15 protein-coding genes and 1 tRNA gene are annotated in these 19,955 nt (G+C 54.2%); 7 read left to right on the top strand and 9 right to left on the bottom strand.

Features of this window, described 5'->3' with window-relative positions:
- Positions 1–76: 76 nt before the first annotated feature.
- The 4 genes from HV340_RS00475 to HV340_RS00490 all read left to right on the top strand — a co-directional run bounded on the left by HV340_RS00475 (position 77) and on the right by HV340_RS00490 (position 3,654).
- A complete protein-coding gene (locus tag HV340_RS00475; RefSeq protein ID WP_023336537.1) occupies positions 77–346 on the top strand; it encodes a metal-sensing transcriptional repressor in 270 nt (89 codons plus the stop codon).
- 12 nt (positions 347–358) lie between these two features.
- Positions 359–1,492 (top strand): nickel/cobalt efflux protein RcnA, encoded by a 1,134-nt coding sequence (locus HV340_RS00480; protein WP_023336538.1) that lies wholly within the window; start codon positions 359–361, stop codon positions 1,490–1,492.
- 460 nt (positions 1,493–1,952) lie between these two features.
- Positions 1,953–2,582 carry a hypothetical protein gene (locus tag HV340_RS00485; protein ID WP_023336539.1) on the top strand — a complete coding sequence of 210 codons (630 nt, stop codon included), beginning with the start codon at positions 1,953–1,955 and terminating at the stop codon, positions 2,580–2,582.
- A complete protein-coding gene (locus HV340_RS00490; protein WP_023336540.1) occupies positions 2,566–3,654 on the top strand; it encodes an XRE family transcriptional regulator in 1,089 nt (362 codons plus the stop codon). The genes HV340_RS00485 and HV340_RS00490 overlap by 17 nt, the downstream gene beginning before the upstream one ends.
- Positions 3,655–3,691: 37 nt before the next feature.
- Here the strand turns inward: HV340_RS00490 and HV340_RS00495 are convergent, their stop codons facing one another.
- Positions 3,692–4,897 carry an integrase arm-type DNA-binding domain-containing protein gene (locus HV340_RS00495; RefSeq protein ID WP_023336541.1) on the bottom strand — a complete coding sequence of 402 codons (1,206 nt, stop codon included), beginning with the start codon at positions 4,895–4,897 and terminating at the stop codon, positions 3,692–3,694.
- Between the two features lie 162 nt (positions 4,898–5,059).
- A tRNA-Sec gene (locus HV340_RS00500) sits at positions 5,060–5,154 on the bottom strand.
- A 287-nt stretch (positions 5,155–5,441) separates the two neighbouring features.
- Here HV340_RS00500 and HV340_RS00505 point away from each other — a divergent pair.
- Together HV340_RS00505 and yicI are read left to right on the top strand one after the other, a co-directional pair.
- Entirely contained in the window at positions 5,442–6,833 is a 1,392-nt protein-coding gene (locus HV340_RS00505; protein ID WP_020882700.1) for a glycoside-pentoside-hexuronide family transporter, read from the top strand.
- 12 nt (positions 6,834–6,845) lie between these two features.
- On the top strand, positions 6,846–9,164 hold the full coding sequence (gene yicI, locus HV340_RS00510) for an alpha-xylosidase (protein WP_059305841.1): 2,319 nt from the start codon (positions 6,846–6,848) through the stop codon (positions 9,162–9,164).
- 52 nt (positions 9,165–9,216) lie between these two features.
- Here yicI and HV340_RS00515 read toward each other — a convergent pair whose 3' ends face one another.
- Positions 9,217–10,920, bottom strand: a complete 1,704-nt coding sequence (locus HV340_RS00515) for an AsmA family protein (RefSeq protein ID WP_181216243.1) — start codon at positions 10,918–10,920, stop codon at positions 9,217–9,219.
- A gap of 119 nt (positions 10,921–11,039) precedes the next feature.
- On the bottom strand, positions 11,040–12,431 hold the full coding sequence (locus HV340_RS00520; protein WP_059305843.1) for an NCS2 family protein: 1,392 nt from the start codon (positions 12,429–12,431) through the stop codon (positions 11,040–11,042).
- 225 nt (positions 12,432–12,656) lie between these two features.
- Between HV340_RS00520 and gltS the strand changes: the two genes are divergently transcribed.
- Positions 12,657–13,859 (top strand): sodium/glutamate symporter, encoded by a 1,203-nt coding sequence (gene gltS / locus HV340_RS00525; protein WP_014168040.1) that lies wholly within the window; start codon positions 12,657–12,659, stop codon positions 13,857–13,859.
- A gap of 2 nt (positions 13,860–13,861) precedes the next feature.
- Here gltS and recG read toward each other — a convergent pair whose 3' ends face one another.
- From recG to gmk, 5 genes are read right to left on the bottom strand one after another with little or no spacing between them, the layout of a single operon-like run.
- Positions 13,862–15,943, bottom strand: coding sequence for an ATP-dependent DNA helicase RecG (gene recG, locus HV340_RS00530; protein ID WP_020882696.1), 2,082 nt, complete (start codon positions 15,941–15,943; stop codon positions 13,862–13,864).
- 3 nt (positions 15,944–15,946) lie between these two features.
- Positions 15,947–16,636 carry a tRNA (guanosine(18)-2'-O)-methyltransferase TrmH gene (gene trmH, locus HV340_RS00535; RefSeq protein ID WP_063925782.1) on the bottom strand — a complete coding sequence of 230 codons (690 nt, stop codon included), beginning with the start codon at positions 16,634–16,636 and terminating at the stop codon, positions 15,947–15,949.
- 4 nt (positions 16,637–16,640) lie between these two features.
- On the bottom strand, positions 16,641–18,755 hold the full coding sequence (gene spoT / locus HV340_RS00540) for a bifunctional GTP diphosphokinase/guanosine-3',5'-bis pyrophosphate 3'-pyrophosphohydrolase (RefSeq protein ID WP_014168043.1): 2,115 nt from the start codon (positions 18,753–18,755) through the stop codon (positions 16,641–16,643).
- Between the two features lie 19 nt (positions 18,756–18,774).
- Positions 18,775–19,050, bottom strand: coding sequence for a DNA-directed RNA polymerase subunit omega (gene rpoZ / locus HV340_RS00545; RefSeq protein WP_000135058.1), 276 nt, complete (start codon positions 19,048–19,050; stop codon positions 18,775–18,777).
- Between the two features lie 54 nt (positions 19,051–19,104).
- Positions 19,105–19,728, bottom strand: a complete 624-nt coding sequence (gmk, locus tag HV340_RS00550; RefSeq protein WP_014168044.1) for a guanylate kinase — start codon at positions 19,726–19,728, stop codon at positions 19,105–19,107.
- Positions 19,729–19,955 lie beyond the last annotated feature (227 nt).

The following is a 19,955-nucleotide window of genomic DNA, read 5'->3' on the forward strand; positions in this document are numbered from 1 at the left end:
GAGGATAAACCGATAAACAGTGTGACCCTTACGTTGATACACATTATCTTATCCCCTCCACCCGGAGAGGATAAAAATGACTGTTCACGCTTCACACCCCGACATTATAAAAAGACTTAAACGTGCCGCCGGGCACCTGAAAAGCACCATCCAGATGCTTGAAGATGAAAAAGCCTGTCTGGATATCGCCCAGCAACTTTATGCTGTGGAAAAGGCGATAACAAACGCCAAGCGTACGCTCATTCATGACCATCTCGATCACTGTCTGGAGGATGCCCTTCACGCCGATCATGCCGGGTCTGACACAACGCTTAACGAATTTAAAGAGATCACCAAATATCTTTAAGGCAAGAGAAACATGACTGATTTTTCCGCTCTGTTACAGCAAGGCGTGGCTAACGCCTGGCTGTTTATTCCCAGCGCTATTTTGCTGGGTGCGCTCCACGGGCTCGAACCGGGCCATTCCAAAACGATGATGGCCGCTTTTATCGTGGCTGTCCGGGGAACCGTTAAGCAGGCTGTTCTGCTGGGGCTCGCTGCCACCCTTTCCCACACTTCAGTTGTCTGGTTAATTGCTCTGGGTGGAATGTATATCAGCCGCAAGTTTACCGCTGAATCTGCAGAGCCCTGGTTCCAGTTGATTTCTGCGATCATTATTCTCGCTACTGCCGCATGGATGTTCTGGCGCACCTGGCGCGGCGAAAAGCTATGGAAGATGGAGCAGGAACAGGAGCATTCTCACGGCCACCATCACGATGAAACACGCGTCATCGACACCGGTCACGGCAGCGTTGAACTCTCTATCTTTGAGGAAGGCCAGCCGCCTCACTGGCGTTTACGCATGCTTAGCGGCAAAAAATGGGAAGCGCGGGATATTTCGCTGGTGACCAACCGTGGGCCGGATACTTTTTCACAGGTATTCGACTTCGTTGAAAAAGACGGTTTTATGGAATCCACCCAGCCGATCCCCGAACCGCACAGCTTCGATGTCCGCTTAACCCTGGGTCATCGCGGCCATGTGCATGACTACGACGTAGCGTTTCATGAGCACGACCACGATCACGAGCATGACCACTCGGCTCTGGAAGGTCTGGACGTGAATTCTCAGGAATATCAGGATGCGCACGAAAAGGCGCATGCGAACGATATCAAAAAGCGTTTTGCCAATCGTAAGGTCACAACCGGGCAGATAGTCCTGTTTGGCCTGACCGGCGGGTTAATCCCTTGCCCGGCAGCCATTACCGTTTTGCTGCTCTGCATTCAGGTGAAAGAGTTTACGCTTGGTGCTGCCCTGGTGCTGTGCTTCAGTATTGGCTTAGCCATTACGCTGGTTTCGGTAGGTGCGGCTGCGGCGTTTAGCGTTCGTCAGGCAACCAAACGCTGGAGCGGATTTGATACGCTGGCGCGTCGTGCTCCGTACTTCTCAAGCGTGCTGATAGCTCTTGTGGGGATATATATGGGCTATCACGGCATGACAGGCATTATGCAATAATTTTTTGAAGCGCCGATATTCACAATACGTTGTAATTCGACCTGAACATTGAGGTTCAGGTTGAGTCTTCTTAAGTATTCATGCCTTTACACTCATGCAAAGAGTCCATGTCAGCTTTAAGCTCATTACACGTTTTGGCTGTGTATTGCACTAGTACGCTGTCCTTTCCCTTAGCAGTAAAGCACTCTTCCGGAATATTGTCTGATAGTGATTAATCACAAACTATGATGCTTTTGCCACCATATGAAGCTCGCATACGCATCTCTGCTTGTACCTGTGGCAGCCCTGTTTAAAAAACCAGCAATAAAAATTTTCACATACTAGGTATTAATATAAATTTTATTAAATAACAATAACTTGTCGTTGTTTGGAATATAAGTTGGAATAATTTGTTGTAAAAAATGTGGTTGCGTTCTATCCTTCATGGTGACATTTCACAACAAATTTTTAGAGATCCTCTATGTCTTTAATCAATAAAGAAGAAGCCCATTTAGTATGCCGTCCTTACTACAACACCTTAACTTCTGTTTTCGATAATGCTTGGAAAAACTGGATTCAAAACGATATTGCCCGTCGCCTGGTCGACAAACGAGTGCGCTCGGCAGTGCTCCGAAACGATGCCTTATTTTTTTTGAAGGATCAGATTGAAGCTGCAGAAATTGAAGGTATTAAGTACGTAAAGATGCCTCATCAAGTGGGATTTTTGATTCAAGATCGCTATTTTGTGAGAATCAAAAAAGGGGACAAGAGCCTTCGCTCTTCTAACTATCCGACGCAAAGAGCATTGGATTTCCACAACCCTGAAGTTGACATGTTTGGTGGTCTGATTCGATTAGAGTTACTTTACATACTTAGTGACGACTGTGTAGGAATTGATAAAATCGTCCTTACTCAGCGCAACGGGAAATTTGTTGCATGGGCAATTGATATAACAGATGAAAATCTGTACGACTTGCCTGTACACGAGCTTGAAGTGAACATACCCCAACCTCAGCCTGTTACAAAAAGTGTTTCACCTGCGAAAAGTGTTGTGAAACCGAAACGGGTTAGAAAGACAGAACCGAAGGTAGAAAATGGTCGTGGAGATTAAGTCAGCAGCCACCGTACGCCCAGAGATGATTGAGTTGCGTCGGAAAATGTTGGGTATGAGCCAAAAGGATTTGGCTCATCGTGTAGCCCTGTCTCAAGGTACGTTGTCCAAAATTGAACAAGGGCTTAAATCTGCAACTGAAGACCAAATCCGCAGTATTGCGGAAGCGCTTAACTGTCCCGTCGAGTTTTTCATGATGTCAGAAAGGCTTTATGGTGGACCAATCAGTGCAAACCCGATGTACCGTAAAAAAGCATCTGTCAGCATGAAAGTGCTGGATAAACTTGTTGCTGAAGTGAATGTACGTATTGCTCATCTCAGAAAGCTGTTGCAGTTCGTTGAGTTCGAGCCCGAATATGAGCTCCCTTACTACGATCCTGAAGACTACGAAGAAAATATCGAACAAATTGCTCGTAATGTCCGTACTGCGTGGCATATCCCACGTGGGCCGATAAAAAACCTTGTTGAGGTACTGGAAAGAGCAGGCATCATTATCATTGATTGCGATATGGAAGATACTGGACTTTCAGGGCTAAGTTACAAAGTGGCGGGATTGCCACCATTAATCTTTATAAATAAAAATCAGCCAGTTGATAGGTACAGATTTACTCTAGCCCATGAGCTGGGTCATTTAGTGATGCATCGGGCTCCCACTCCAACGATGGAGGATGAAGCCAACGCTTTTGCTGCAGAATTGCTTATGCCCGCCTCTGATATTTATAACGATTTACGAAATATCAGTATCGAAAAAGCCGCTGCCCTTAAACCATTTTGGCGGACTTCAATGGCTGCGTTGTTCTATAGAGCAAAAACGCTAAAAGCGATTACGGCAGGTCAAAGCGATTGGATTTGGCGGCAAATGTCCATTAAACGTTACAAAATAGATGAGCCTGTCAAACTCGATGTAAACGGGGAAACACCAACATTACTGAACGCAATAATTGATCATACGAAAGACGAGCTAGGGTATGACCAAAGCGAACTTGCATCTATCTTCAATTTATTCCTTCCCGAGGTTATGCGTCTGTATGCTTTGGGAGCTCAAAACCAACATCTACGGTTGGTAAATTAATCATTTAGGGCTGAGCAATAACGCTCAGCCTTATGGTCTAACCCGCTGTTTTAATATGTAAAAATGAAACTTCTGCCAGAGAGCTAATGTTGTCGGCATACCACTGCATCATCTCCCTACGTCCCTCCAAATACTGAGCATGGTTGTAAGTCCCACGTATCGCATTCTTATCCACATGCGCAAGCTGCGTTTCAATCCACGCCGAGTTAAAACCTTCTTCATGCAGGATGGTACTCATGGTGTGGCGGAAACCGTGCCCCGTCAGCCTTCCTTTATATCCCAACAACTCAATCACTTGATTGACACTTTCCTTTGAGATGGGCTTCGTTCGATCATTCCGTCCGACGAATACTAGGGGGTATAGCCCGGTAATAGGCTTAAGTGACTCAAAGAGCTCGACAACCTGATCCGACATCGGAACAATGTGTGGTCGTTTCATCTTCATCACTTCAGCAGGGATCTCCCAGAGCCGCTTTTCAAAATTAATATCCTCCCAACGAGCAAAACGTAATTCCTGAGTTCGAACTCCTGTAAGCATGATGATTTGAGTTGCAGTCTTGGTAATAACACTCCCGGTATAGCCTGCAAGATCTCTAAGAAAGTGGGGGAGTTCTTCAGCAGTCAGGAAAGGAAAATGCGTTTTCTTTGGTGTAGCGAGGGCTGTAGCGAGATCGGGTGCAGGGTTGTATTCAGCGCGTCCGGTCACGATTGCATGACGGAATACTTCACCGCAGCGCTGTCTGACTTTGCGCATCTTTTCTAATGCACCACGCTTTTCCATACGACGAAGGGTTTCCAGCAATTCCATGGGCTTAATTTCAGCTATGGGACGCTTACCGATGTAGGGAAAAATATCCTTTTCAAAGGTATCAATAATTTCATCGCGATAACGTAATGACCAACGATCCGCTCTCAGCTGATGCCATTCACGGGCAATAGCTTCGAAGGTATTTTCATAGTTAAGCTTTTGGGCAATTTTCTCTGCTTTCTTTACTTCACCGGGATCGCTTCCAGCAGACAGCAGCTTTTTCGCAGCATCACGCTTTTCACGGGCTTGAGCGAGAGAAACCTCAGGATAAACGCCGAAAGCAAGGCGCTTTTCTTTACCCGCATAACGATACTTTAAACGCCAGTAGCGTGAGCCGTTGGTGGTTACTTCAAGGTAGAGGCCTCCACCATCAGATAGCTTGTACGGCTTCTCTTTGGGCTTGGCTGTGTCGATTTGTCTGACTGTTAGCTTCATTGGGGGCATCTCAAAATGGGGCTATAAATCATGCCCCCCATTATGCCCCCAGAACGCACTTGATTCCGGTAGAGACAGTTGACCTCGGGAGAACATAATCAGCAGTAATTGCGGGTATTATAGGGGATTTACTTGAGACAGTGGAGTTCAGTAGAGGCTAATTGGCGGAAGATCACAGGAGTCGAACCTGCCCGGGAACGCTGGCGTCCCCAACTGGATTTGAAGTCCAGCCACCTCACCGGAGATGACGATCTTCCGCGCCTGCATTGCTACATGGAGGCGGGGCGCATTATAGCTACTTTCAGGCATTTACCACATACCCCGGCACACTTTTTTCACCTCTCTTTTGACCTTAACACCCCTGTTTCAGTTAATTCCTAAGAAAATCCTCAGGTTAGCATTTCGTGCTCGCCAATATTTACCGCGATCACAAAAAACAAGAAACGTAACCAACTAACAAGAAAACGCAATACCCGCTCCTGAAACAATGGTTTAAAAATCTGTAACCGGTCTCAGCGCCCCCTACAGCGTGAAGGATAAAAAAATGAGCGACGTATTGTCAGTAAAAGAGAAGATTGGCTACGGCATGGGTGACGCCGCCAGCCACATCATTTTCGATAACGTTATGTTGTACATGATGTTTTTCTATACCGATATCTTCGGCATTCCTGCCGGGTTTGTCGGCACGATGTTCCTGCTGGCACGTGCGCTGGATGCGATTTCGGACCCGTGCATGGGCCTGATCGCTGACCGCACCCGCAGCCGCTGGGGTAAATTCCGGCCGTGGATACTGTTCGGTGCTATCCCGTTCGGCATTGTCTGCGTGCTGGCCTACACCACGCCGGACCTCAGCCTCAACGGCAAAATGATCTATGCCGCCATTACCTACACGCTGCTGACGCTGCTCTATACCGTGGTTAACATCCCTTATTGCGCGCTGGGCGGTGTGATCACCAACGATCCGACGCAGCGTATCTCCCTGCAGTCCTGGCGCTTTGTGCTGGCGACCGCGGGCGGCATGCTCTCGACGGTACTGATGATGCCGCTGGTTAACCTGATTGGTGGCGATGACAAAGCGTTCGGTTTCCAGGGCGGGATCGCCGTGCTGTCGGTGGTCGCGTTTCTGATGCTGGCGTTCTGCTTCTTCACCACCAAAGAGCGCATCCAGGTGCCGCCGAGCACCACCTCCATGCGCGAAGACCTGCGAGATATCTGGCACAACGACCAGTGGCGTATTGTTGGTGTACTGACCATTCTCAATATCCTCGCCGTCTGCGTGCGTGGCGGCGCGATGATGTACTACTGCACCTGGATCATGGGCTCGCCGGAAATCTTTGTCGCGTTCCTCACCACCTACTGTGTCGGCAACCTGATTGGCTCTGCGCTGGCGAAACCGCTCACCGACTGGAAATGCAAGGTCAGCATCTTCTGGTGGACCAACGCCGCCCTGGCGGTGGTCAGCGTGGCGATGTTCTTCGTTCCCATGCATGCCACGGTGGTGATGTTCACCTTCATCTTTGTGATTGGGGTGTTGCATCAGCTGGTGACGCCGATCCAGTGGGTCATGATGTCCGATACCGTCGACTACGGCGAATGGACCAACGGCAAGCGCCTTACCGGCATCAGCTTCGCGGGCACGCTGTTTGTGCTGAAACTCGGCCTGGCGCTGGGCGGGGCAATGATCGGCTGGATGCTGGCAGGGGGGGGTTATGACGCCGCAGCTAAAACCCAGAACAGCGCGACCATCAGTATCATTATCGGCCTGTTCACCCTGGCCCCGGCAGTCTGTTACGTGCTGAGCGCCATCATCGCCAAACGCTACTACACCCTGAAAACGCCCTTCCTGACCAAAATCATGAGCGAGCTGGCACACGGCGCGCGCCGCAATCAGCAGGAGTTTGACAACCTGCCGGTCAGTAAAGAATTACAGAACTAAGAGGACGAGAGTATGAAAATCAGTGATGGAAACTGGCTCATTCAACCGGGCCTGAACGTCACCTGCCCGGTTCAGGTGTTCGATGTAGAGCAGCAGGGCAATGACCTTGTGGTGTACGTGGCGCCGCGTGATGTACGAGAACGTACCTGGCAGCTTGATACCCTGATGTTCACCGTCCGTCTTTTCTCCCCGCAGGAAGGGATTGTCGGCGTGCGTATCGAGCACTTCCAGGGCGCGCTGAACAACGGTCCGCACTATCCTCTGAATGTCATCAAAGAGATGAACGTTGAGATTGAAAACAATGCCGAATTTGCTGAGCTGAAAAGCGGTCACCTCAGCGTGCGCGTCACCAAAGGCGAGTGCTGGGCGCTGGATTTTCTGCGCAACGGACAGCGTATTACCGGCAGTCAGCTGAAAAACAACGGTTACGTGCAGGATACCCGTACCGATCGTCATTATGTTTTTGAGCGTCTGGATCTGGGCGTAGGTGAAACGGTCTACGGCCTCGGCGAGCGCTTTACCGCGCTGGTGCGTAACGGCCAGACGGTCGAGACCTGGAACCGCGACGGCGGCACCAGTACCGAGCAGTCATACAAAAATATCCCGTTCTATCTGACCAACCGCGGCTACGGGGTGCTGGTGAACCACCCGGAAAACGTCTCGTTCGAAGTGGGTTCGGAGAAAGTCTCCAAAGTGCAGTTCAGCGTCGAAGGGGAGTATCTGGAGTACTTCGTGATCGACGGCCCGACGCCAAAAGAGGTGCTCAACCGTTATACGCGATTCACCGGACGCCCGGCGCTGCCGCCCGCGTGGTCATTCGGCCTGTGGCTGACCACGTCGTTCACCACCAACTACGATGAAGCCACGGTGAACAGCTTTATCGACGGCATGGCCGAGCGCGATCTGCCGCTGCATGTATTCCACTTCGACTGCTTCTGGATGAAGGCCTTCCAGTGGTGTGATTTTGAGTGGGACCCGGTGACCTTCCCGGATCCGGAAGGGATGATCCGCCGCCTGAAGGAGAAAGGGCTGAAGGTTTGCGTGTGGATTAACCCGTACATCGGCCAGAAGTCGCCGGTATTTCGCGAACTGAAAGAGAAGGGCTACCTGCTCAAGCGCCCGGACGGCTCCCTGTGGCAGTGGGACAAGTGGCAGCCGGGGCTGGCGATTTACGACTTCACTAACCCGGACGCGTGCCGGTGGTATGCCGACAAGCTGAAAGGCCTGGTGGATAGTGGCGTCGACTGCTTTAAAACCGACTTTGGCGAGCGCATCCCGACGGACGTCCAGTGGTTTGACGGTTCCGATCCGCAGAAGATGCACAACCACTACGCATACCTTTATAACGAACTGGTGTGGAACGTACTGAAAGAAACGGTGGGCGCGGATGAGGCGGTGCTGTTTGCCCGCTCGGCGTCGGTAGGTGCGCAACAGTTCCCGGTGCACTGGGGTGGCGACTGTTACGCCAACTACGAGTCGATGGCGGAAAGCCTGCGCGGCGGGCTGTCGATTGGTCTGTCCGGCTTTGGCTTCTGGAGCCATGACATCGGTGGATTTGAGAACACCGCGCCGGCACACGTCTACAAACGTTGGTGCGCGTTTGGGCTGTTATCCAGCCACAGCCGCCTGCATGGCAGCAAATCTTACCGCGTACCGTGGGCATACGATGATGAGTCCTGTGATGTGGTGCGTCACTTCACTCAGCTGAAATGTCAGATGATGCCGTATCTCTATCGCCAGGCTGCCCTGGCTCGCGAGTATGGCACACCGATGCTGCGGGCGATGATGCTGGAGTTCCCGGATGATCCGGCATGCGATTACCTCGACCGTCAGTACATGCTGGGGGAGTCGGTGATGGTAGCACCGGTGTTTTCTGAGGCCGGTGACGTGCAGTTTTACCTGCCGGAAGGGCGCTGGACCCATCTCTGGCATAACAATGAAATCGAGGGCAGCCGCTGGCATAAACAGCAGCATGATTTCCGCAGCCTGCCGGTCTATGTGCGCGATAACACCCTGCTGGCGTTGGGCAACAATCAACAGAAACCGGACTACGCCTGGAACGAGGGGACAGCTTTCCAGCTGTTTAACCTGGGCGATGGCGCGATGGCGGTGAGCGAAGTGCCCGCGGCGGACGGTTCTGTGGCATTTACGCTGAAAGCCACACGCAGCGGCGACACCGTGACCATTACCGGCACAGGTGACGCGCGAAACTGGTCGGTCTGCTTGCGCAACGTGCAGAAACTGAGTGGCGTAAAAGGCGGCTCAGAGGCCGGAAGCGAGTGGGGCGTGGTGGTGAAAGCGGAGGGTAATGAGGTGGTGGTACACCTTTAATTTTCCTCACCCTGACCCTCTCCCCAACGGGGGGAGGGAAGGGTTTGCTTCTTCAGGGAGAGGGCAGGGGCGAGGATAGTGTCGACACCTCTCCCCCCCTCATCGTCTGTTGCACCTGCTGTTTATCCATATTTACCGCGTTCAGTTTCCCGTTAACCGTCGGCTTCAGCGGTGCGTTGGCCTGCACGCTGCCGCTGGCGGTTAGCTGGATATTGCCATCACCGCCAATGGGCAGCGCCGGCCAGCCCCACGCCTGCAGCACGTTGAGCGGCACGCCGCGTCCGTTCAGGCTGATTGTGGTCTGCCGTGGCGGAAGCTGTGATACCGTCGCCGTGGCTTCCAGAATGCCTTTTTCGGTGAAAGCGCTCAGGTCGGTAATGTTTACCGTTGAGGCGTTAGCGTTCAGCGCCAGCGACGGACGACGCACGTCCACGCGGTTAAAGGTCGCCGCCGCGCCGTTCAGCGTTGCGCTGCCACCCCATACGCCCCACTGGCGATCTTTCGCCAGCTGCAGGTTCGCACCATAGCCATCAAGAGAGGTGATTTGCCACGGGAAGGCCGGGTCGATATCGATAACCAGGTTGCGGCTCAGGCCGAATTTTTTCAGCGTCAGGCTGTTCAGCCATTCCGGTAACGGCTCCATCCACAGCGTTTTCCAGTTCTGCGGCAGGGTGTATTCCAGCCCGGCGATGTCGACATCGTCCAGCACCAGCGCGTTACCTTCGCGCAGCCAGTTGCCGGAAGCGCGAACCATGCCGCCCTCCCAGCGGGAGGTAAACTGGCGCAGCGCCACGCCTTGCGGGGAGAACTCCGCATTCATGATCGGGTCGAACAGATGCAGAGAGCCATAAATAAACTCGCTGGCGTTCATGGACAAACGCCCCTCCTGACTTTGCCAGTCGCCTTTGCTGAGTGTCAGGTTGCGCAGGCTTAAATCGAGATCGGTCACCGCCCAGTCCGGCCCCTGCAGGCGTGCGTCAGTCACTTCCAGACGGCCAATCTGCAGCGAGGGAATGGTGGTCAGAGGCGCGAAGAAATCCACCAGCGACTTATCGCTTTGCAGGCGGATCTCATTCAGACGCATGGTGTCGATAATCCAGCTGCCGTCAGCGTTGCGCAGGGCGGACCCGGTGAGCGAACCGCGCGCCATATCGGCACCAATGGTGTTCAGCACCACCTCTTTGCCGTTGAGCTGCCCCTGGATCAGCACGTTGGTGGCCGGCACGCCGTTCAGGGTAAGCGAGCCTGCGCTCACCTGGATCTGTGCGTTTTTACCCAGCACATTGCCTGCTTCTGGCTGCCACGGGCTGACGCCGCCCGTTACTTTCTGTGCGCTGAGATCCCATTCCGTATTGGGGCTGTTAAAGGCCATGTTGTTCAACTGCAAACGGTCCGCCTGGAACGGGAGCGGTGCCGTCTGAGGAGAAAGATTAAGCGTGCCATCGAACAGGGTAATGGTGTCCATGTGCAGCGGATCGGTGACCTGTCGGCTACTCAGACCAATATCGACTTTCCTGGCCACCAGCGTGGCGGGTTTACCGTCGCGGCCAAACGTGACGTTTTCCAGAATGATGTGGGAAGGTGACGAAAAGCGGTGATCCATCAGGTCGAAATTGAGTTCGTAATCGGTATTCACCGTTATCCAGTTGCTGGCCTGAGATGCTCCCCAGCGGGTCTGGAGCAGAATATAGAGCGCCAGCACCACAATGAGCAGGGCTACCAGAAGATAGACGAGTACCTTTCCAATAAATTTCATGGTCTTCCATCCCGCGAAACGCACATAAGGGAGTTATGCACGATTTATGCGCAATGCTCAAGGCGGGAATGGTGTAAAGAGATGTCACGGCAGGCGTTGACAGCCTGCCGTGAGGGCGATCAATTTTTCTCAGGCGGGAAAACGAGGTTCAGAACAATCGCGGTGATACCGCCTGCCGCAATGCCGGAAGAGAGCAGGTTTTTCACCCAGTCCGGGGCAAACTGCAGGATCAGCGGTTGCTGTGAAACACCCAGACCCACGGCCAGCGACAGGGCAATGATCATGATGGCGCGGCGGTTCAGCGGTTCGCGGGAGACGATACGTACACCAGAAGCCGCGATGGTCCCGAACATCACCAGCGTTGCGCCGCCCAGTACCGGTTCAGGTATATGCTGCACAAAACCGCTTACCGCCGGGAACAGGCCGAGGACGATCAGCATCAGTGCCACCACAAAACCGACGTAGCGGCTGGCAACGCCAGTCAGCTGGATCACGCCGTTGTTCTGGCCGAAGCAGGAGTTCGGGAAGGTGTTGAAGACCGCAGAGACAAACGAGTTCAGGCCGTTCGCCAGCACGCCGCCTTTCAGGCGTTTCATATACAGCGGGCCGGAGACCGGCTGCTCGGAGACATCAGACGTGGCGGTGATATCGCCAATCGTCTCCAGCGAGGTGATCATAAAGACCAGCATCAGCGGCAGCAGCAGACCCCAGTCAATGCCCAGGCCGTAGTACAGCGGCGTTGGAATGGTGATCAGCGCACTGTTGGTCTGCGGGGTGTTCTCCGGCAGTATACCCAGCGCCCAGGCCAGCAGATAACCGGCCGCCATGGCGATCACCAGCGATGCCACACGCAGATACGGGTTACGCTGACGGTTTAGCAGAATAATGATTGCCAGCACCACGCCGGCCAGCAGCAGGTTTTTCGGTGCACCAAAAGTGTGGTCGCTCATTGCCGCATAACCGCCACCGATGGAGGTCAGGCCAACCTGAATCAGCGACAGGCCAATGATCATCACCACCACGCCGGATACCAGCGGCGTGATCACGCGACGCGCCAGGTGCAGTACCCGGGAGATCACCATCTCGGTGCAGCTGGCCAGCATCAGCGTGCCAAACAGCGCCGCCATCATGGTCGGAACATCCGCGCCGCCGGTTTTGAGGGCTGTACCGCCCATGATCAGCGGTGCGACGAAGTTAAAACTGGTGCCCTGGATCGACAACAATCCAGACCCCACCGGCCCCCACGCTTTAATTTGAATAATGGACGCCACGCCGGAGGCAAAGAGGGACATACTGATGATGTGCTGTGTATCCTGAGCCGGTAAACCAAGCGCCTGGCAGATCAGCAGCGCCGGGGTGATCACCGCAACGAACATAGCCAGCAGGTGTTGGCAGGCGGCAAAGAGCGTCTGAGGAAGAGGCGGACGGTCTTCAAGGCGGTAAATCAGTTCGCTATTTTGCTTCTGCGCAATCGGTTGCGCATCGGGAGACTCAAGGGTGTTAACGGACATCGGCGGCAATCCCACGGTGGAAAAGCGGGCATTTTATCTGACCACCTGGTAAAAGCAAACGATTGCCAACAAAAAAAGACAAGAAAATCTGCCGCTGTGAGCAGGTTTTCTACAACCCATGGGGAAAAAAAATTACACTTTTTGCGCCGGCGGCTCATGACGAGCGCAAGCCGGCCCAGGATAACGCCGCGTGTGTATGGAACACGCGCATAACAGGAGCCTTTTATGATTCATCTCGATACGTTGTCGACCCTTGTTGCCGCAACGCTGGTCTTACTGCTTGGCCGTAAGCTCGTACACAGCGTTTCCCTTCTGAAGAAATACACCATTCCTGAACCTGTTGCCGGCGGACTGCTGGTGGCGCTGGCCCTGCTGGTGCTGAAGAAAAGCATGGGCTGGGAAATTGATTTTGATATGTCCCTGAAAGATCCGCTGATGCTGGCCTTCTTTGCCACCATTGGCCTGAATGCCAACCTGGCGAGCCTGCGGACGGGTGGCAAAGTGCTTGGCGTATTTCTGATCGTGGTGGTAGGGCTGCTAGTGATGCAAAACGCCATTGGTATCGGGATGGCCACGCTGCTGGGGCTGGATCCGCTGATGGGGCTGCTGGCCGGATCAATCACCCTCTCTGGTGGCCACGGTACCGGGGCGGCGTGGAGCAAGCTGTTTACTGAGCGCTACGGCTTTGAAAATGCCACCGAAGTGGCGATGGCCTGCGCCACCTTCGGTCTGGTGCTGGGCGGCCTGATCGGCGGGCCGGTGGCGCGGTATCTGGTGAAGCACTCTGGTACGCCAGACGGAAGACCGGACGATGAGCTGGTGCCCACTGCCTTTGAAAAACCCGACGTCGGACGCACCATCACTTCGCTGGTGTTGATTGAAACTATCGCGATGATTGCCATCTGCCTGACGGTGGGCAAAGTGGTTGCGCAATGGCTGGCAGGTTCAGCGTTCGAGCTCCCGACGTTTGTGTGCGTGCTGTTTGTTGGGGTGCTGCTGAGTAACGGTCTGGCGCTGATGGGCTTCTACCGCGTATTTGAACGTGCCGTATCGGTGCTTGGCAACGTCTGCCTGTCGCTGTTCCTGGCGATGGCCCTGATGAGCCTCAAGCTCTGGGAGCTGGCCTCACTGGCGCTGCCGATGGTGGCTATTCTGGCCGTTCAGGCGCTGTTTATGGCGTTCTACGCCATGTTTGTGACCTGGCGCATGATGGGCAAAAACTACGATGCAGCAGTGCTGGCGGCCGGGCATTGTGGGTTTGGTCTGGGGGCAACGCCGACGGCTATCGCCAACATGCAGGCGATCACAGAACGTTTTGGGCCTTCGCATATGGCGTTTCTGGTGGTCCCGATGGTCGGGGCGTTCTTCATTGATATCGTCAACGCGCTGGTGATCAAGCTTTACCTGATGCTGCCGATGTTTGCCTGAGATCAGGCGTTGGAATAGCGTTCGGTTTCCGGCATCCAGCGCTCAATTAACGCTGCCGCCTGTTCGGGGTAGCGCTCATGAATATGGCGTGCGAGGCGCTGAACTTCGGGGATCATGGCCTGATCGCGCAGTAAATCCGCCACTTTGAATTCGGCGTTACCCGTCTGACGCGTGCCCAGCAGTTCGCCTGGGCCGCGGATCTCCAGGTCTTTTTGTGCAATCACAAAACCGTCGTTACTGTCGCGCAGCACCTGCAAACGCATCTGTGCGGTTTTCGAGAGCGGTGCTTTGTAGAGCAGCACGCAGTGAGAGGCGACAGCACCGCGGCCAACGCGGCCGCGCAACTGATGGAGTTGCGCAAGACCAAGACGTTCCGGGTTTTCGATGATCATCAGGCTGGAATTGGGGACATCTACGCCGACTTCAATCACCGTTGTGGCAACCAGCAAATGCAGTTCACCCTGTTTGAACGACTGCATCACCGCCTGTTTCTCAGTAGGCTTCATCCGCCCGTGAACCAGACCCACGTTCAGCTCGGGCAGCGCCAGCTTCAGCTCTTCCCACGTCGCTTCCGCAGCCTGCGCTTCAAGCAGTTCAGACTCTTCAATTAACGTGCAGACCCAGTAGGCCTGACGGCCTTCGTGAGTGCAGGCGTTGCGCACGCGGTCGATGATATCGCTGCGGCGTGTGTCCGGAATGGCGACCGTGGTGACCGGTGTACGGCCCGGCGGCAGTTCGTCGATGGTCGATGTATCGAGATCGGCGTAAGCGGTCATTGCCAGGGTGCGCGGGATAGGTGTGGCAGTCATGATCAGCTGATGCGGGTGGAAGCCCTGCTGCAGCCCTTTCTCCCACAGCGCCAGACGCTGGTGTACACCGAAGCGGTGTTGTTCGTCGATAATCACCAGCGCAAGACCATTAAACTGCACCTGCTCCTGGAAAATCGCGTGCGTGCCGACAATCATCTGTACCTGACCGCTGGCAATGGCGTCCTGTTGTGCCTGACGCGCTTTACCTTTTTGCTTCCCGGCAAGCCAGCCCACTTCAATCCCAAGCGGGGCAAACCACGCGCGGAAGTTATTAGCGTGCTGTTCAGCCAGCAGTTCGGTGGGGGCCATTAGCGCCACCTGCCTGCCATGGGCAATCGCGCGCAGGGCTGCCAGGGCTGCAACCAGCGTTTTACCGGAACCCACATCCCCCTGAACCAGGCGCATCATGGGCACATCAAGCGCCATATCGCGTTCAATCTCGGCCGTGACGCGTGCCTGTGCACCGGTGGGTTTAAACGGCAGGGAGGCCAGCAGCTTATCTTTGAGTTCATCTCGCGGGCTTAAGGGCTGGGCATGAAAACGCTGCGCGCCCGCCCGTACCGCCAGCATGCTCAGGTTATGAGCCAGTAATTCCTCAAGGATAAGACGCCGTTGAGCGGGGTGTTTGCCGCTTTCCAGGTCGCTAAGCTGCAGGGTTGGCGGCGGGCGGTGCAGGGTGCGCAGCGCCTCGGGCAGACTCATCATGCCCTGAGCCAGCTCAGGCGGCAGTAGCTCGGTAATGGCGCAGGTATCCAGCAGTTCCAGTGCCTGGTCGGTGAGTTTACGCAGCGTTGCCTGCTTGATGCCTTCGGTCGTCGGATAAACCGGGGTCAGGGTCTCCTGCAGCTCCGGCGTGCTCAGATCTCCCTGAACGCGATACTCCGGGTGGATCATCTCTGCGCCGTATTTCCCGCGTTTGGCTTCACCATAGGCCAGCACCCTGCGACCGGTCGCAAGGCTGTTTTTCATGGCCGCATTGAAGTTGAAAAAGCGCATGGTGAGAATGCCGGTGCCGTCGCTGATCTGACAGGTCATCATCCGGCGTCCGCCAAAGGTGATATTGCAGTTCAGTACTTCGCCTTCAACGGTGGCGTAAATGGCAGGCAGCAGATCGCCAATCTTATAGAGTTGGGTGCGGTCTTCATAACGCAGGGGGAGATGGAGCAGGAGATCCTGCACGGTGTGCAGGCCAATTTTGGCCAGTTTACTGCTTTGCGCCGCACCTACGCCCGTCAGGCTATTGAGCGGTATGGCATCCAGCAGACGGCCTTTCATCAGTTATCCTGCGTACTGCATGGTGGCCCACCACTGGGCATCGGCTTCAATTTCGCCCTGCGCGTTGACGTGGGGGTAAGGCAGTTTTTTCTGTTTCGCGACGCGAGCCAGCACCGGGTAACCACCTTCGAACAGCAGGCGCTGCTGCTCCTCTTCCGGCAGCATACTGTTGCTGCGCTTGTACATGCCCGCGTTCTGACGCTGGCGCTGCGCTTCATAGAGAATGAGCGCAGAGGCCACGGAGACATTGAGAGACTGCACCATGCCGATCATGGGGATGATGATATCCTGATCCGCCAGATCCAGCGCTTCCTGGGTGATCCCGGTTTTCTCCTGACCCATCAAAATACAGGTCGGACGGGTGTAGTCGATCTCACGAAAATCGACGGCTTTTGCGGACAGGTTAGTGGCCAGGACCTGCATACCGCGACCTTTCAGGTGCGATACGGCTTCGCCAATAGTCTGGTGGGTTTTGACGGACACCCAGCTGTTACTGCCTGCGGCAGTTGAAGCCATGGTTCGCATGCGAGCACCCGGCCAGACGGCGTGCACTTCATGCACGCCTACGGCGTCTGCGGTACGGACAATTGCAGAGACGTTATGAGGTTTGTGGACCTGCTCCATGCAGACCGTCAGGTCAGGCTGACGCCTGGCGAGCATTTCGCAGATACGCTCGTAACGTTTTGAATTCATAAGTCTAGTTTCGGTTACGGGTGACTTTAATCACGTCCGGCATCACGCGGATCTTGCGCATAATGTTCGCCAGATGCACGCGGTCACGGGCGGTCAGACGAATAAAGGCGCTGTAGACGCGGCCATCTTTCTCTTCCGTGTTCAGGCTCTGAATGTTGGAAGAGGCCGTATTGATTGCTGCCGTCAGGTTCGCCAGGGCACCCTGGTGGTTGAACATATCCACCTTAATTTCGGTGATAAATTCCTGTGCCGTCTCTTTATCCCACTCGACTGCCATGAACTTCTCCGCCTCTTTTTGATAGCCGCGGATGTTACGACAGGATTCGTGGTGGATAACCAGCCCTTTACCCGGACTGACGTGCGCAATAATCGGGTCACCCGGGATAGGACGGCAACATTTCGCGAAAGTGATTAGTACGCCGTCCGCGCCTTTGATCGGCAGATGACCGTGGCTTTGCGTCGTCGTCGGGATCGCCGTGGTATCACCCTGCTGCAGGTTCTTCGCCACGACCACGCTCATGGCGTTGCCGAGACCGATTTCTGCCAGCAGGTCATCAAGCGAGGCGAGCTTCATGCGCTCCAGCTCACGCTGAATGTTCTCTTTCGGGATCTCAGCCAGCTTACGGCTACCACCCAACGCATGGTTGAGCAGACGACGCCCCAGGCTGACAGAATCATCGCGCTTGAGGTTTTTCAGCAACTGGCGGATTTTGGCGCGTGCTTTGGAACTCACGACAAAGTTCAGCCAGGCCGCGTTCGGACGTGCGCCCGGTGCGGTAATAATTTCCACCGTCTGGCCGCTGGAAAGCGGCTGAGAGAGCGGATAAGGCTGCCTGTCGACACGCGCGCCCACGCAGGCGTGGCCGATATCGGTATGCACGGCGTAAGCAAAGTCGACCGGCGTAGCGCCTGCAGGCAGTTCGACAATGCGGCCTTCTGGGGTGAAAACGTAAATCTCATCCGGGAAGAGATCGGATTTAACGCTCTCGATAAATTCAAACGAGCTACCCGCACTCTGCTGCAGTTCCAGCAGGCTTTGCATCCAGCGCTGGGCGCGGATTTGTGCGGTCGTACTGCTTTCGCCACCGTGCTCTTTATAAGCCCAGTGTGCAGCCACACCCATCTCCGCCATCTGGTCCATGTCTTCGGTGCGGATCTGCACTTCAACAGGCACGCCGTGTGGACCGATCATCGAGGTGTGCAAAGATTGATAGCCGTTCGCTTTTGGAATGGCGATGTAATCTTTCATGCGCCCTGGACGCGGTTTGTACAGGCTGTGCATCTGGCCCAGCACGCGGTAGCAGGTATCAGAGTCGTGGACGATCACGCGGAACGCGTAGATATCCATGATCGAATGAAAACGCTGCTCTTTGAGCACCATTTTGCAGTAGATGGAGTACAGATGTTTTTCGCGACCGCTGACGCGGCACGGAATTCCCGCTTCCTGTAAACGTCCTTCAATTTCAGAGAGGATCTTTTGAATCATCTCTTTACGGTTGCCGCGTGCGGCTTTCACCACCTCTTTAATCACGCGATAGCGGTTCGGGTATAACGCTTCAAAACCCAGCTCTTCCAGCTCGGTTTTAATGTGGTGGATACCTAAACGGTGCGCCAGCGGACTGTAGATTTCGAGGGTTTCACGGGCAATGCGGCGACGTTTGTCCGGGCGAAGTGAGCCCAGCGTGCGCATATTGTGGGTACGGTCAGCAAGTTTGATAAGAATGACGCGGATATCCTGCACCATCGCCATAATCATCTTGCGAAAGTTTTCGGCTTGCGCCTCTTTCTTGTCGCGGAATTTCAGCTTATCAAGCTTAGAGACCCCTTCCACCAGCTCGGCAACGCTTTTGCCAAACAGCTGTTCCATATCCTGGTAGGTGGCAGGGGTATCTTCGATCACATCATGCAGCAGGGCGGCCATCAGCGTTTCGTAGTCGAGTTTCATCTCGGCCAGAATACAGGCCACCGCTACCGGGTGCGTGATATAGGGTTCACCGCTTGAACGTGCCTGGCCCTCGTGAGCGTCACGTGCAACGAGATACGCCTGCTGAAGACGCTTAATCTGGTCTTCAGGCAGGTAAGTTTGAATCAGTTGATTCAGGCTTTCAAACAGATACAAGGGCGACCCGCAGGTTTAATTAACGACGACCTTCAGCAATGGCGGTTACGGCCTGCAGTTCTGCGGCTTCCTGCTCTTGCTGCTCCTGGCGCTCACGTACGTCGAGGATCTGATTGTTGATCAGACCTTCTTCGATTTCGCGAAGTGCAATAACGGTAGTTTTATCGTTTTCTTCCGGTACCAGCGGATCTTTACCGCCTACCTGCATCTGACGAGCGCGACGCGCGGCGACCAGCACCAGGTCAAAACGGTTACCAATTTTCTCTACAGCGTCCTGAACAGTTACGCGTGCCATACTTAAAATGCTCCACAGGTGAAGAAATGACTGGGCATGATACTGAAAGTGGGTTCAGTCTGCCAACAGTTTGGTGATTAATGCGTCATGTCGCTGCTTCTGGCGGCTCATACGCAAGCGTTCTGCGCGAAGAATGGTTTTGAGATCGCTCAGCGCGGCATCAAAATCATCATTCACAATAAGGTAATCATATTCCGCGTAATGGCTCATTTCTGCAACTGCCTGCTCCATACGCCGGGCGATCACTTCCTCGCTGTCCTGACCGCGGCCACGCAGTCGGCGATCCAGCTCATCTTTCGATGGCGGTAAAATAAAGATACTGCGTGAATCAGGCATTTTCTTGCGAATCTGTTGTGCGCCCTGCCAGTCGATATCCAGGAACACATTTACGCCCGTGGCCAGAACCTGCTCAATGGTTTCACGCGAAGTGCCGTAGTAGTTACCGAAAACTTCTGCGTGTTCAAGAAACGCGTCTCTGCCAATCATCGCTCTGAATTCATCGTGATCAACAAAGAAATAGTGTTCACCGTGCACTTCACCCGGACGCGGTTTACGCGTGGTGTGAGAAACAGAAACCTGTGTGTCGTACAACGGTTGGGTTTTTAACAGTGCCTGAATAAGGCTGGATTTACCCGCGCCACTAGGGGCAGAAACAATATAAAGCGTGCCTTGAGCCATGAGAGTCTTTTGTATGTGTTAACGAAGAAGTCCTACATACGGGCTTATTATACACGTCGCCGCTGTGTGACGTAGCCTTTGTCACACTTTTTCCCCTGCATTATTGAATTTTGCGCGCCGTTTTCAGGTTTTACAGCGGTTTTGCAGCAATAAAAATAAACCTCTGACAACGCCTCGCAGAGTGAAAGATGGCCATTAGCACGGTTTTCCGCGTCGGGTTATACCTC

This window comes from Enterobacter sp. RHBSTW-00975 (genome assembly GCF_013615235.1).
GTDB lineage: Bacteria > Pseudomonadota > Gammaproteobacteria > Enterobacterales > Enterobacteriaceae > Enterobacter > Enterobacter ludwigii.

Bases quoted from the DNA above. Each gene is read 5' to 3' on its own strand.
- HV340_RS00475 (WP_023336537.1), top strand. From the start codon at position 77: ATGACTGTTCACGCTTCACACCCCGACATTATAAAAAGACTTAAACGT.
- HV340_RS00480 (WP_023336538.1), top strand. From the start codon at position 359: ATGACTGATTTTTCCGCTCTGTTACAGCAAGGCGTGGCTAACGCCTGG.
- HV340_RS00485 (WP_023336539.1), top strand. From the start codon at position 1,953: ATGTCTTTAATCAATAAAGAAGAAGCCCATTTAGTATGCCGTCCTTAC.
- HV340_RS00490 (WP_023336540.1), top strand. From the start codon at position 2,566: ATGGTCGTGGAGATTAAGTCAGCAGCCACCGTACGCCCAGAGATGATT.
- HV340_RS00495 (WP_023336541.1), bottom strand. From the start codon at position 4,897: ATGAAGCTAACAGTCAGACAAATCGACACAGCCAAGCCCAAAGAGAAG.
- HV340_RS00505 (WP_020882700.1), top strand. From the start codon at position 5,442: ATGAGCGACGTATTGTCAGTAAAAGAGAAGATTGGCTACGGCATGGGT.
- yicI (WP_059305841.1), top strand. From the start codon at position 6,846: ATGAAAATCAGTGATGGAAACTGGCTCATTCAACCGGGCCTGAACGTC.
- HV340_RS00515 (WP_181216243.1), bottom strand. From the start codon at position 10,920: ATGAAATTTATTGGAAAGGTACTCGTCTATCTTCTGGTAGCCCTGCTC.
- HV340_RS00520 (WP_059305843.1), bottom strand. From the start codon at position 12,431: ATGTCCGTTAACACCCTTGAGTCTCCCGATGCGCAACCGATTGCGCAG.
- gltS (WP_014168040.1), top strand. From the start codon at position 12,657: ATGATTCATCTCGATACGTTGTCGACCCTTGTTGCCGCAACGCTGGTC.
- recG (WP_020882696.1), bottom strand. From the start codon at position 15,943: ATGAAAGGCCGTCTGCTGGATGCCATACCGCTCAATAGCCTGACGGGC.
- trmH (WP_063925782.1), bottom strand. From the start codon at position 16,636: ATGAATTCAAAACGTTACGAGCGTATCTGCGAAATGCTCGCCAGGCGT.
- rpoZ (WP_000135058.1), bottom strand. From the start codon at position 19,050: ATGGCACGCGTAACTGTTCAGGACGCTGTAGAGAAAATTGGTAACCGT.
- gmk (WP_014168044.1), bottom strand. From the start codon at position 19,728: ATGGCTCAAGGCACGCTTTATATTGTTTCTGCCCCTAGTGGCGCGGGT.